This window comes from Vicinamibacteria bacterium (assembly GCA_035620555.1).
Classification (GTDB): Bacteria; Acidobacteriota; Vicinamibacteria; order Marinacidobacterales; family SMYC01; genus DASPGQ01.
The window spans coordinates 1-13,557 of the sequence record DASPGQ010000275.1; the positions used below are offsets into that span (position 1 = coordinate 1).

At 63.7% G+C, this 13,557-nt stretch carries 11 protein-coding genes; 7 read left to right on the forward strand and 4 right to left on the reverse strand.

Translation table 11 applies throughout. From position 1 onward, the window contains the following. The coding region (ahcY, locus tag VEK15_11295) for an adenosylhomocysteinase (GenBank protein ID HXV61271.1) at nucleotides 1-1,462 on the reverse strand (1,462 nt) is incomplete at its 3' end. Between the two features lie 178 nt (nucleotides 1,463-1,640). Further along, complete coding sequence (locus VEK15_11300; GenBank protein ID HXV61272.1) at nucleotides 1,641-2,615, reverse strand: DUF368 domain-containing protein; 975 nt, start codon at nucleotides 2,613-2,615, stop codon at nucleotides 1,641-1,643. 17 nt (nucleotides 2,616-2,632) lie between these two features. On the opposite strand from VEK15_11300, the gene xth reads away from it, so the two are divergent. The 3 genes from xth to VEK15_11315 all read left to right on the forward strand — a co-directional run bounded on the left by xth (nucleotide 2,633) and on the right by VEK15_11315 (nucleotide 6,567). Next, on the forward strand, nucleotides 2,633-3,430 hold the full coding sequence (gene xth / locus VEK15_11305; GenBank protein HXV61273.1) for an exodeoxyribonuclease III: 798 nt from the start codon (nucleotides 2,633-2,635) through the stop codon (nucleotides 3,428-3,430). Between the two features lie 63 nt (nucleotides 3,431-3,493). Continuing rightward, on the forward strand, nucleotides 3,494-5,575 hold the full coding sequence (locus VEK15_11310; protein HXV61274.1) for a M3 family metallopeptidase: 2,082 nt from the start codon (nucleotides 3,494-3,496) through the stop codon (nucleotides 5,573-5,575). Next, complete coding sequence (locus tag VEK15_11315; protein ID HXV61275.1) at nucleotides 5,572-6,567, forward strand: class I SAM-dependent methyltransferase; 996 nt, start codon at nucleotides 5,572-5,574, stop codon at nucleotides 6,565-6,567. The genes VEK15_11310 and VEK15_11315 overlap by 4 nt, the downstream gene beginning before the upstream one ends. A gap of 18 nt (nucleotides 6,568-6,585) precedes the next feature. On the opposite strand, the gene VEK15_11320 is transcribed toward VEK15_11315, so the two are convergent. Together VEK15_11320 and VEK15_11325 are read right to left on the reverse strand one after the other, a co-directional pair. Then, a complete protein-coding gene (locus tag VEK15_11320) occupies nucleotides 6,586-9,225 on the reverse strand; it encodes an ABC transporter permease (protein HXV61276.1) in 2,640 nt (879 codons plus the stop codon). Nucleotides 9,226-9,229: 4 nt separating this feature from the next. Beyond that, a complete protein-coding gene (locus VEK15_11325; GenBank protein HXV61277.1) occupies nucleotides 9,230-9,562 on the reverse strand; it encodes a PadR family transcriptional regulator in 333 nt (110 codons plus the stop codon). Nucleotides 9,563-9,759: 197 nt separating this feature from the next. Here VEK15_11325 and efp point away from each other — a divergent pair, with 197 nt between their 5' ends. The 4 genes from efp to VEK15_11345 all read left to right on the forward strand — a co-directional run. Continuing rightward, nucleotides 9,760-10,332 (forward strand): elongation factor P, encoded by a 573-nt coding sequence (efp, locus tag VEK15_11330; protein HXV61278.1) that lies wholly within the window; start codon nucleotides 9,760-9,762, stop codon nucleotides 10,330-10,332. Continuing rightward, nucleotides 10,329-11,273 (forward strand): EF-P lysine aminoacylase EpmA, encoded by a 945-nt coding sequence (gene epmA / locus VEK15_11335; GenBank protein ID HXV61279.1) that lies wholly within the window; start codon nucleotides 10,329-10,331, stop codon nucleotides 11,271-11,273. Before efp ends, epmA begins: the two co-directional genes overlap by 4 nt. A 2-nt stretch (nucleotides 11,274-11,275) precedes the next feature. Continuing rightward, a complete protein-coding gene (locus tag VEK15_11340; protein HXV61280.1) occupies nucleotides 11,276-11,770 on the forward strand; it encodes a phosphoglycerate mutase family protein in 495 nt (164 codons plus the stop codon). 38 nt (nucleotides 11,771-11,808) lie between these two features. Then, on the forward strand, nucleotides 11,809-13,557 hold a 1,749-nt coding region (locus VEK15_11345; protein HXV61281.1), incomplete at its 3' end, for a glycosyl hydrolase.

Below are 13,557 nucleotides of genomic sequence, written 5' to 3' on the forward strand. Positions count from 1 at the left end.
AGCGGTAGTGGTCCGGCTTGTAAGGCCCGTCGACGGGAACGCCCAGGTACTCCGCCTGCCGGGCGTTCAGCCTCGTGAGCTTGGCGCCCAGCTTGTCGAGATGGAGACGGGCCACCTCCTCGTCCAGTTTCTTCGGTAGCGTGTAGACCTTGTTCTCGAAGGATCCAGCGCTCGCGTAGAGCTCGATCTGCGCGGCGACTTGGTTGCTGAAGCTCGCACTCATGACGAAGCTCGGATGACCCGTGGCATTGCCGAGATTCAACAGACGGCCTTCGGAGAGGACGATGATCGAGTGCCCGTCGGGGAACTTCCACTCGTCGACCTGAGGCTTGATGTTGACCCGCTGGACGCCCTCGACCTTCTCGAGACCTGCCATGTCGATCTCGCTGTCGAAGTGGCCGATGTTGCCGACGATGGCGTTGTGTTTCATGCGTTTCATGTGCTCGGCCGTCACGATGGCGACGTTGCCGGTGGCGGTGATGAACAAATCGGCTCGCTCGACCACGTCTTCGAGCCGCACGACCTCGTAACCGTCCATACAGGCCTGAAGGGCGCAAATCGGGTCGACCTCGGTGACGACGATGCGACATTTCTGTCCCGAGAGCGCCTGAGCGCATCCCTTTCCCACGTCTCCATAGCCGCAGATGACGGCCAGCTTGCCCGATAGCATGACGTCGGTAGCGCGTACGATTCCGTCGACGAGCGAGTGCCGGCAGCCGTAGATGTTGTCGAACTTGCTCTTGGTGACCGAATCGTTGACGTTGAACGCGGGGAAGAGGAGGGTTCCCTCTTTTTCCCGGTGGTAGAGGCGGTGGACTCCGGTGGTCGTCTCCTCGCTGACACCCTTGATACCTCGGGCGAGCGGGCCCCAGAAGCCGGGCCTCTCGTGCAGAAGCTGCCCGAGGAGACCGAGCACCACGGCATACTCTTTGTTGTCGGCGGTCGCCGGTGAGGGCACCGCGCCGGCCTTCTCGAACTCGACCCCTTTGTGAACCAGAAGGGTGGCATCGCCCCCATCGTCCAGGATCAAATTGGGACCCTTGCCATCGGGCCAGTCGAACGCCTGGAGCGTGCACCACCAGTACTCGGCGAGCGTCTCGCCTTTCCAGGCGAAGACCGCTGGTCCCATCGGCTTCGCCGGCGTGCCCTCAGGACCGACGACCACCGCGGCGGCGGCGTGGTCCTGCGTCGAAAAGATGTTGCAGCTGACCCAGCGGACCTCGGCACCGAGCTCGCGGAGCGTCTCGATCAGGACTGCGGTCTGGATGGTCATGTGGAGAGAGCCCGTGATGCGGGCACCCGAAAGAGGCTTAGTCGCTCGATATTTCTCACGAAAGGCCATGAGCCCGGGCATCTCGTGCTCGGCCAGCTGGATCTCCTTCCGCCCGAAGGCCACGGTCTCGGGCGAGAGGTCCTTGACTCGGTAGGGTAGGCGGGAAAACAGGGGAAGGCCCGTTTCCATGAAGTGTTCCGTGACCGCAGCCGACTTGCTCAACGTTTTCTCCTTTGATTCGAATCTCTTATGCTAACCCCGCCGCACCTGCATGCCAGGTTGCCACGACCGGGGACGCCGTCGTCCTGTGATTCTACACCGCGGGAACGACTTTTGAAGCCGGCCGGGGCAACGGATCTCGAATCCGTCACGCCTCGTGACCGCCGAGCCGGCCGACCAGGTGAGTCAAAGCGAAGCCGGCCAGAACGAAGCCCGCTGACGTCGCCCCCTGGACGCCGTTGGGCTCGAACCTCTCGGTGGGCCAGTCCTCACGATCGAAGCTTTGAGCATTGGACGCGGTGACCACGATCCCCTTGATGACCGACCCGGGCGGAGGGGGGATCGGCCGTTGAAATGGCCAAAGCCCGAAGACCGCCCCGATCAGAAGCCCGAGGAGCACTCCCAGCGTCGATTTCTCGTGACGAGCAAGAAGAAACTTGAGGAGATTGCTCACTCCGACGATCCCGCCGAGGACTCCGAGGCCGACCGGGATTCCGATTTTGAGGGACTCGATGACCAGGGGAACGTCCACCGGCGACGCGAAGAGCCCGGTCTTGAAGTCATCGATCGCCGAGAGTATGGGAATGTACTGGCCGAGAAGAAGAAGAAGATATCCTCCGCTGACACCGGGCAGTATCATCGCGCTCGCGCCGGCGAGCCCCGCCGCGAAGAGCATGACGCTGGAGGAATGTGCGGAGCTCGTCGCTCCCGGCTCTCCCACCGACAGGAGAACCATCACGATCAGGCCGGCGACGGCTCCCGAGACCACGCCCGCCGTCAGGGGACGGGCGAGCCGCCACACGATGGGGACACCCCCGAGCGTCAATCCGATGAAGAGGCTATACATGATGTATCGATGATCGACGACGAGTCCTTTGGTCAGCCCGGCGAAGAGAAGGACCGCTATCGCGGCCGCCCCACCGATGCTCGCGAGCATGATCATCGAGCGGGCACGATATCGAAAGATGGTGAGCTCGGCGATGGCGGCGATGAACTCGGGGTAGACTCCGGTTGCGAGAAGCATCGTCCCGCCGCTGATGCCGGGGACGAGATTGGCGAGACCCATCAGGAAGCCACCCACGGCTCCTCGAAGCGGCAGAAACGATCTCTGGACGTCTTTCATCGAGCGCGGAGTATAGCGTGATCCGGATCGCGAGCTGGAACATCAACTCGATTCGCTTGCGCGAGCGATGGGTGGCCCGTTTTCTCAGGAGCTATCAACCAGACGTCCTCTGTCTCCAGGAAACGAAGGTGCCGGACGACCTCTTTCCCCGGGAGCGATTCGAAAGGCTCGGCTACGGCCATCAAGCGCTTTCGGGGGAGAAGAGCTACAACGGGGTCGCCATTCTCTCCAAGGTACCGCTCCACGACGTCGTTCGGCGCCGTTGGTGTCATCGGAACGACCGTCGTCATATCCAAGCGACGCTGCCCGGTGGAGTCGAGATCCACAACCTGTACGTTCCCGCCGGCGGTCCGCTCGCCGACCCGGAGCGAAATCCGAAGTTCGAGCACAAGCTGCGCTTCCTCGCGAATGTCACCCGCTGGTTTCGAAGACGTCGCGGAGAGCGTCCGTCGATTCTGGTTGGCGATCTCAACGTCGCCCCCCTCCCCACGGACGTGTGGTCCCACGAAAAGCTTCGACGGGTCGTAACCCACACGCCGGTCGAGGTGGCCGCATGGAAGCGGCTGGCTCGAGACGGGGGATTCATCGACGCGGTTCGGGAGCTCGTTCCCGCGCGGGACAAGCTTTTCACGTGGTGGAGCTACCGCACGGCGGACTGGAAGAAGGCGAACAAGGGCAGAAGGCTCGACCACGTGCTCGTGAGCGACTTCCTGCGGGAGAACCTCGTCTCCGCACGGGTGATCGCGAAGGCTCGCGGCTGGCGTCTTCCGTCGGATCACGTCCCCGTCATCGTGGAGCTTTCGGCGGATCGATAGCAGGCTGATGAACCGCTACGGCTCTCGACGGTCTGAGGCGGGCCTGGCTAGAATGGGATCCTAATGAGCGACACGAACCCCCTCCTGCGACCTTCCACCGACCTCCCTCGTTTCGACCTCATCGATGTGGCCCACGTCGAACCGGGCATTTTGGCGCTCGTCTCCGAGGTGGAGCGTCGTCTGGAGGAGCTCGAGGCCGGACTCGAAACTGGCTCGGCAAGCTGGGAGACTGTCGTCGAGCCGATCGAGAGGCTCCACGACCGTCTCGGCTTCGGCTTCGGCATGGTCGAGCACTTGATGAGCGTCCGGAACAGCGCCGCCCTGCGAGAAGCTTACGAGAAAGTGGAGCCTTCGGTCGTGCGCCTGCGCACGCGTATCGGGCAGAGCGAGCCCATCTATCGAGCCCTCGTCGAGCTGCGTGAGCGGGACAGCGCGACCCTCGATGCCCCCCGAAGACGCATCGTGGACAAGTTGATCGAGGAGGCGGAGCTCGCCGGTGTTGCCCTCCAGGGTGAGCCGCGCGAGCGTTTTCAGGCGATTCAGCTCGAGCTTGCCGACTTGTCCACGAAATTCAGCAACCATTTGCTCGACGCCACCAAGCTCTTCGATCTCATCCTCGAGACCCGAGAGGATGTGATCGGGCTTCCCAAGAGCTTTCTCGAGTTGGCGGCTCAATCGGCGCGCGCCGCAGGACGCAGCGAGGCGACGCCAACCGACGGCCCCTGGCGCGTTACCCTCGACGGCCCGAGCTTCACCGGCTTCATGAAGCACAGCCGGCGACGGGATCTCAGGGAAAAACTCTATCGGGCCTACATGACGCGCGCGAGCTCGGGCGAGCTGGATAACTCGCCGCTCATCGACAAGATTCTCAGCTTGAGAGAGGAGGAGGCTCGTCTTCTCGGATTCGACACCTACGCCGCGCTCTCGCTATCGCGAAAGATGGCCGGCTCGGTCGAGCGGGCCGAGCAGCTTCTGGAAGAGCTGAGAGTCGCATCGTACGAGGCGGGCGAAAGAGAGCTCCGCGAGCTCCGCGCCTTCATGCGGGAGAACGGCGCCGAGGACGAAGCGCGGTCGCTCCAGCAATGGGACGTCTCCTTCTGGAGCGAGCGCCTCCGCGAGGCGCGTTTCGATTATCGCGAGGAGGATCTCCGGCCCTATTTCCCGATGCCCCGCGTCCTCGAGGGGTTGTTCGGCCTGGCCCGCCGCCTGTTTGGAATTCAGGTGGTCGAAGACCCTTCCGGGGTACCGGTTTGGCACGAGGACGTCCGCTTCTTCCGGGTCCGCAGGCTCGACGGCGACGATCTCGCGGCGTTCTATCTGGACCCCTACAGCCGCCCGCAGGAAAAGCGTGGCGGAGCCTGGATGAACGAGGTCGTGGGCAAAAGTCGCCTTTTTCCCCGGCTGCCCATGGCGCACCTCGTGTGCAACGGCTCGCCGCCCGTGGACGGCAAGCCCTCGCTGATGACGTTCCGCGAGATCGAGACGCTCTTCCACGAGTTCGGCCACGCGCTACAGCACATGCTGACGTCGGTGGATGACGGCCTCGCGTCGGGCATCCGGAACGTCGAGTGGGATGCCGTCGAGCTTCCCAGCCAGTTCATGGAGAACTGGTGCTACCACCGCGACACTCTGATGAATCTCTCTCAGCACGTGGAGACGGGAGACGCGCTGCCCGACGCCGTTTTCGAGAAGATCCGAGCGAGCCGGACGTTTCACTCGGGCTTGATGACGCTTCGTCAGCTCTACTTCGGCTTCATCGACCTCGAGCTCCATCATCGTTACGAACCGAGCACCGGCAGCGATTCGCCGCTCGACGTACAACATCGCGTCGCAAAGAAGACCCTGCTCCTCGCTCCCATCCCCGAGGATCGTTTTCTCTGCGGTTTCGCTCATATCTTTGCCGGCGGCTATGCGGCCGGGTATTACTCCTACAAGTGGGCGGAGGTATTGTCGGCGGACGCTTTCGCGGCGTTCGAAGAGGCGGGGCTCGATGTGGATGGGGCGATTCGGGAAACGGGACGACGCTTCCGTGAGACGATTCTCGCCCTGGGTGGAAGCGCGGCCCCTCTCGAAGTGTTCCGTCGCTTCAGAGGCCGCGAGCCGACCACTGAGGCGCTCTTGCGTCACTCGGGGCTCGCCGCGTGATCGACGAGCTTCTCCGGCGTTCCATTAAGCGCCGAGAGAAACTCCTCGCCCGTCTGGGCGATGCCACCGATTGCTACCGACTGATGCACGGGATCGCCGAAGGCCACCCCGGTCTCGCGATCGATCGCTATGGGCCCATTCTGCTCCTGCAGACGTGGCGCGAGGGTCTCGGGTCTCACGAGATCGAGAGCCTTCGTCGCGTGGCGGAACGCGCGCTGTCCGTGCCTCTCGTGCCGGTTTGGAACCACCGCAACAAGAGTCGACGCGAGCCGTTTTCTGCCTACCACTCCCCCGAGGTTCCCGTTGAGCCGACGGCGTGCGAGCTCGGGCTTCGGTACGACGTGCGACCCCGCCATCGGGGATTGGATCCCTTGCTGTTTCTCGATGGCCGGGCCGCTCGTCGTTTGCTGCTGCGAGAAGCGCATGGCAAGACCGTGTTGAACCTGTTCGCCTACACCTGTGCTCTGGGCCTCGTGGCCGCGTCGGCGGGAGCAACGGAAACCTGGAACGTGGACTTCTCACGATCGGCGCTTCGCGTCGGCGAGAGAAACGCGATTTTGAACCGCTTGGGCGAGAGCTCCATGCGGGTCATCAACGAGGACGTCTTCCCGATCGTCCGCCAGCTGGCGGGAATGCCGGTGCGAGCGAGACGCGGGAGACCACGGGATTTCGTGCGAGTCGAGCCCCGGGTGTTCGACATCGTCGTACTCGATCCGCCGCGGTGGTCGAAAGGCCGGTTCGGGGCCGTGGACGTCGTCCGCGATTACCCGGGCTTATTCAAACCGGCCGTGCTCGCGACGCGACCGGGCGGTCGCGTCCTCGCGACCAATCACGCCCCCGGCGTTGACCTTTCCGACTGGCGTCGCGTTGTCCTGCGTACGGCGGAAAAATGCGGGCGGCCCGTTCGCGATCTCGAGATCATCGAGCCCGAAGAGGACTTCCCCTCGTTCGATGGCGCGCCCCCTCTCAAGATGGCCTGGATCGAGGTCTGACTTCGTCCGGCTCCGACGCTAGTCGGCGCGGAGCGCCGTGAGAGGATCGATGGCCGTGGCGCGCCGGGCGGCCCACGACGACGCGATGGCGGCAACCCCCAGCATCAAGATCGACACCGTGGCGAGGGTGAGGGGATCGTGGGGCTCGACCTCGAAGAGGAACTCCTGCAGCCGACGCATTGAGATGAGCGACGATCCCAGGCCCAAGGAAAGTCCGGCGACGGCCAGCACGATTCCCTCGCGCAGCACCATGACCTGGATTCGGAGGGGGGAAGCGCCGAGAGCGAGGCGTACGCCCAGCTCGTGGGTTCGGGCAGAGACCTCGAGCATGAGTGTTCCAGAAAGCCCGAAAGCGGCGATGAGGAGCGCGAGCGCGGCGAAGAGCGCAAGGAGGCTGCTCATGAGCTTCGGTGGCGTCAGGTCCTGGTGGCGAGCTTCCTCGAGGGTCTGAATGTGTGAGACCGCTTGACCCGGATCCAAACTGTGAACGATGCCTTTGAGCTCCTCGACGAGGGGTCTCGGATCGGTCTTCGCACGTACGACGAGATTCGCGACGCGTAGGGGAGCTTGCGCGATCGGCACGTAGACGGAGGACGAAGGGTCGGTGTCGAGATCGTAGTGCCGGATGTCGCCCACCACACCGACGACAGTGTGCCAGAGGCCGTCTGGCCCGGAAACTCGGCGACCGAGGGGATCTTCGCCGGGCCACAGGCGGCGCGCCGCGGTCAGGTTCAGGATCGCGACCAGAGGGGCGGTGTTGTCGTCGTCACGCGAGAAGCCTCGTCCCAGGACCAGGGGAGCGCCGATGGTCTCGAAGTAGCCCTCACTCACGGAGTGGACGTCCACCATCGGCTCGACTCCGCCTCGATCGTGCCGGCATCCTTCTACGTTGACGAGCGTGGTCGCGGGTTCACCGGTCGAATCGAGAGGGACCGTTCGACCGACCGCGACGCTGACGACACCGGCGTGCTCGCTGACTCGGTCGAGCAGGCTGCGGTGGAAATCACGGATGCGGTCGCGGTCATAGCGAGACCAGTCCAGGTCGAGCAGCATCCCCAGAACTCTCTGGGGACGATAGCCGGCGTCCACGCGTTCGAGGCTGGCCAGGCTTCGCAGCATCAAGCCCGCGCCGACGAGCAGAGTGAGCGACAGCGCAAGCTCGGCTACCACGAGAATGGCACGCAGGGTCCGTGCTCGATGGACGGTCGTGCTCGATCGGTCCTGCCGCGGGGGTCGGATCGCGAGAGCAGGCAACACGCCCGATGCAGCCCCGGTAGCGAAAGAAAGCGCGAGCGCGAACGACAGGACGTTACCATCGAGCCCGATCTCGGAAGCTCGCGGGCTGAGACGAGAGGCGAAACCCACGAGGAGATCCAGGCCGAGCCAGGCGAGAACGACGCCGAGCGCACCTCCGGCGAGAGACAGCATCGTGCTCTCCGCCAACAGCTGGCAGACGATCCGTCCCCGGCTCGCCCCGATTGCCGAGCGCAGGTCGAGCTCGGCTTTTCTCCTCAAAAGGCGTGAGAGGTGGATGTTCGCCACGTTGGCGCAGGCGATGAGCAGAACGAAGCCCGCGGTTGCGAGAAGCAGGAGAAACGTCGGCCTCGCTCGTAGCGTCAGCTCGTCTTTCAGAAGCCTTGCCTCGATCGCGTGTCCCCGAGAATCCGGGTAGGCGAGAGGATTCGCCCGTCGCTGTTCCGCGGCGATCGCGGCGAGGTCGCGTCGAACCTCCGCGAGCGTCACGTTCGATTTCATTCTTGCGAGGACACTCATCATGCGGTCCATTCGATCCGCGACAAAATTCTCGTTGGATCGAAAAGGGCAGGCGGAGATCGGCATGAAGACGTCGTTCTCGTCCGGATATCGCGGAAGGGGAGGCAGAACGCCGACGACCCGATGCACTCGGTCGTTCATCTCGAACAGGCGCCCGACCACCTCGGGGTCCGATGCGTGCCGCTCGCGCCAGTAATCGTGAGTGAGCAGCAGGACTGGCTCGGCGCCGGGAGATTCGTCGGCGGGAACGAAGCCGCGCCCGAGCAAGGGAGTCACCGAGAGGACCTCGAAGTAGCTCGCCGACACGACCCCGGTCTGTACGCGCTCGGGCTCGCCCGCTCCCAGGAGGATGAACGGCATCGTATGGTACTCGGCGATGGACGCGAGCGTGTTGGACTTTTCCCGGAGCTCGTCGATCTCACGAACGGAGAACGGTAGCGAATCGAGCTTCAGACCGGGGGCTCGCCGGTCGAGCGCGACCAGCCGGCCCCCAGCGCCATAGGGGAGCGGCTTGACGATGATCCCGTAGACCACGCTGAAGATGGCTGTGTTCGCGCCGATTCCGAGCCCGAGCGTCAGAACCACCGCTCCGGCAAAGCCCGGGCTTTGTAGGAGAGCACGCGCTCCGTAGCGGAGGTCCTGCCAGAGCGCGTCGAGGCGATCGTAGCCGCGCAAGGACCTGACCTCGTCTTTGACTCGAACCACTCCACCGAACGAGCGAACGGCGCAGGCCCGCGCCTCCTCGAAGCGCATTCCGAGCTTCAGGTTCTTCTCCGTTTCCATCTCGAGATGGAAACGGAGCTCGTCGTCGAGATCGCTTTCGAAACGCCCACGCTCGAGAAGCGAAGAGACGCGGGCGACGGCGAGGCGCAGCCTGCGGAGCACCGGGTCAGCTCGTTTGCAGGATGCGGGTGATGGCGTCGGAAAGCCGCTCCCAGTTCTGTCGTTCCTCTTTGAGCTGGCGGCGGCCGGCTGCGGTCAGCTTGTAGAACTTCGCACGGCGGTTGTTGTCCGAAGCGCCCCACTCCGACGTGATCCACCCCGCGAGCTCGAGACGATGGAGCGCGGGATAGAGGGAGCCCTGGTACACCTGCAAGACGTCACGGGATATCTGTTGAATCCTCTGGGAGATTCCCCACCCGTGCTGGGGCTCGAGTGAGAGGGTTTTGAGGATCAGCATGTCGAGCGTTCCCTGGAGCAGATCGGTTCTCTCGTTAGGCATGAATCGTTGACTCCTGGACGAGAACGTCCATTGTCCTTCTATGGTGTAGTCCGCTTTCTTGTCGAATGTCAAGGAGGCTCTGCGTTCTTGCTTTTTTGGGGAGCGCTTCCCGACTCATCAAGCACCCCGGCTACCCTGTGGAGCTTCGTCTCGATCGGCGCTAAGATGTCGTCCGGACGAAAGGACAATTTCAGGCAATGGCAACGACGTACGGCACCAATCAATTCCGATCCGGGCTCAAGATTACGCTGGACGGCGACCCCTGCGTGATCATCGAATCGGAGTTCGTGAAGCCCGGCAAGGGGCAGGCCTTCACTCGGGTAAGGTACCGGAACTTCAAGACTGGGCGGGTTCTCGAGAGGACTTTCAAGTCGGGCGAGACCGTCGAAGGCGCCGACGTCGTCGAGACGAGCATGCAGTACCTCTACAACGACGGCGAGCACTGGCACTTCATGGACCCGAGTACCTATGAGCAGTATCAAGCGGACTCGTCATCGGTGGGCGATGCGGCGAAGTGGCTGAAGGAAGAGGCCGAGTGCGCGGTTACGCTCCATAACAACAGCATCATCCAGGTGACTCCTCCGATGTTCGTGGAGCTCGAAGTCGTGGAGACCGAGCCGGGGATTCGGGGCGACACCGCCGGCACCGGCGCGAAATCGGCGACGCTCGAAACCGGTGCCGTGGTTCGGGTTCCTCTCTTCATCGACGTCGGCGAGAAGCTCAAGCTCGACACGCGCACCGGGGCGTACGTGGGCCGTGCCAAGGAGTGAGCGACTGGAAGCCCGAGGCTTGCCTGGCCGCTCTCCGACTGCGAGCGCGCCTTTTGGCTCGGATTCGCGATTTCTTCGCTGACCGAGGCATCCTGGAGGTCGAAACCCCGCTTCTCGGGCGTATCACGACGCTCGAGCCGCACGTCGAGAGTCTGCGGGTTCCGATCGAGGGCGAGACGCTCTACCTCCAGACCTCTCCGGAGCACGCGATGAAGCGTCTCGTCGCCGCGGGCTCGGGGCCCATCTATCAAATCGGCAAGGCCTTTCGAAGCGGCGAGTCCGGGGCGCGGCACCATCGAGAGTTCACCCTGGTCGAATGGTACCGGCCGGGTCTCGACACCTCCAGTCTCATGGACGAGGTCTCCGGTTTTGTCGAGCACGTGCTGGGATGCCGGCCCGCCGAGCGTGAGTCCTATGCGGCGATCTTCGCGCGGCATCTGGGCGTCGATCCCCATAGTGCTTCGCCGGCGGTTCTCGAGAGAACCTATTGGGATCTCGGTCTTCCCTCCATTGACGCGTCGGGGCTCGATCGAGCTGACTGGCTCGACCTCTTGATGGCCGAAGCCATTGAGCCCAAGATTGGCGGCGAGGTCCCCTTACTCATCTTCGACTACCCCGTCGAGCTCGCGGCAAACGCGCGCGTCCGCGGCGGCAGGCAGCCGGTTGCCGACCGCTTCGAGCTGTATTTCCGCGGTCTGGAGCTCGCGAACGGTTACGGGGAGCTGACCGACGCCATCGAGCAACGGCATCGTTTCGTCGCCAACCGGAGGCGTCGAGAGGAGCTCGGCCGTCACCTGCCCCCGATCGACGACCTCCTTCTCCAGGCAATGGAGGCGGGTTTTCCCGAATGCTCCGGCGTCGCGCTCGGCTTCGACCGCCTGGTCATGATCGCCGCGAGCGCCAGAACCATCGCTGACGTCCTCAGTTTTAGAGAGGTGTGAAGGTGAACAGGTTGCTTCTGCTAGGTGCTTCGCTCGTCTGTCTGGTTCTGGGGTGCTCGCCCGGGCCTGATTCCGTCGTCTTTCTCGTCAGACATGCGGAAAAAGTGGACGACAGCCGGGATCCCGATCTGACCGAGGAGGGGCGCGCCCGGGCTCGCATGCTCGCGGCGCTGTTGCAAGACGCTGGAATCGAGGCCGTTTACAGCACCGACTTCATCCGCACCCGCGAGACCGCCCGTCCGGTGGCGGAGGAGATGGAAGCGGAAATCGAGATTTACGACGATCTCGACGAGCTGGTCGCGCGCCTCGAGGCCACGCCCCGAACGGCGCTGATCGTGGGACACAGCAACACGACGCCTCAGGTCGTCGCGCTTCTCGGCGGCGAGCCCGGTCCCCCCATTTCCGACGACGAATACGATCGTCTCTACCTGATCGTGCTGTCCGAAGGGAAAGCCTCCGCGACCACCGTGCTCCGTTTGCCTGACCCGAGCCCTTAGCACTACGATCGCACGACGATTTCGATTGGAGTGTCGCCATGAAGCTAATCGGTCCGATCTCGGCTTTGATCACACTGTCCTCCGCGGGGCTCGTTCTCGCTCAGGGAAGCTACCGCGATTACGAGGTCAACGAAGCTAACGTAACCGTCGATCCCACCTTGTTCGAGGCGATGAAGTATCGAGGCGTGGAGTTCTCGCGCGGCGGTCGATCGACGGCGGTGACGGGTGTGCCGGGACAACCGCTCGTGTACTACTTCGGCGGCACGGGCGGAGGAGTGTTCAAGACGTCGGATGCGGGAAACACCTGGAAGAACGTCACCGACGGGTTTCTCGGGGTTGGCTCGGTCGGGGCTATCGCCGTGGCGCCGTCGGATCCCAACGTCATCTACGTCGGAACGGGCTCCGCCTGCCCGCGGGGGAACATCTCCGTCGGCGACGGCGTCTACAAGTCGACCGATGCTGGCAAGACCTGGAAGCACATCGGTCTCGGAGATGCGGGTCAGATCGGAAAGATTCGCGTCCATCCGACCGACCCCGATCGCGTCTACGTCGCGGCGCTCGGGCATATCTTCGGTCCCAACGAGGAACGAGGCGTCTTTCGGTCGACCGATGGCGGGGCGAGCTGGGAGAAGGTGCTCTTCATCAGCGACCGTACCGGGGTGGTCGATCTGTCGATGAGCTCTTCGAACCCGCGCATCCTCTTTGCCGGTGCGTGGCGCGCGGAGCGAAAGCCCTGGACGATGATCTCCGGAAGCGAGGACGGCGGCATCTACCGGAGCACGGACGGGGGCGATAACTGGACGAAGCTCGAAGGCGGCCTTCCCCAAGGACTCGTCGGGAAAACGAGCGTCAGCGTGTCTCCTGCGAATGGAAACCGCGTATGGGTGCTGCTGGAGGCGGAAGGGGAGAAGGGCGGGGTCTACCGCTCCGACGACGGCGGCGACAGCTGGACGCGCATCAACGGTGAGGCGAATCTCAGGCAGCGGCCCTGGTACTACATTCATATCTTCGCCGACCCGAAGGACGAGAACACGGTCTACGCGCTCAACACGGGCTTCTACAAATCCATCGACGGCGGCAAGTCGTTCGGCCAGAGGATCGAGGTGCCCCACGGCGACAACCACGATCTGTGGATCAACCCCGAGAACCCCCTCACCATGATCAACGCTAACGACGGGGGCGCGAACGTGTCGTTCGACGGCGGCGAATCCTGGTCCCAGCAATACAATCAACCGACGTCGGAGATCTATCGCGTCTTCGTGGACGAGCAGTGGCCCTATCGCCTGTACGGCTCGCAGCAGGACAACAGCACGATCTCGGTTCCCAATCGCGGCGGCTCGGGCTTCCGGGAGGTGGTTCCCGACTGGTATTCGGTCGGTGGCTGCGAGAGCGGCCACATCGCCGTCGATCCCCGCGATCCCGACATCATCTATGCCGGCTGCTATGGAGGGAGCATCACGCGGGTGAATCGGAAGACGGGAGAGACGCGCCAGATCCTGCACTATCCGCAGCTGCAGCTCGGTCAGGCAGCTCGTGACCTGAAGTATCGCTTCCAGTGGAACGCGCCGATCCGGCTTTCACCGCACGATCCCGACATCCTCTATCACGCCTCCCAGGTCGTACACATGTCGCGAGACCACGGTCAGAGCTGGACCGTCATCAGCCCGGATCTGACCACCGACAATGCCGAGCATCAGGACTACGCGGGCGGGCCGATCACGCACGACAGCACCGGGGTCGAGGTGTACAACACGGTGTTCGCTCTCGAGGAGTCGCCGCATACGCCG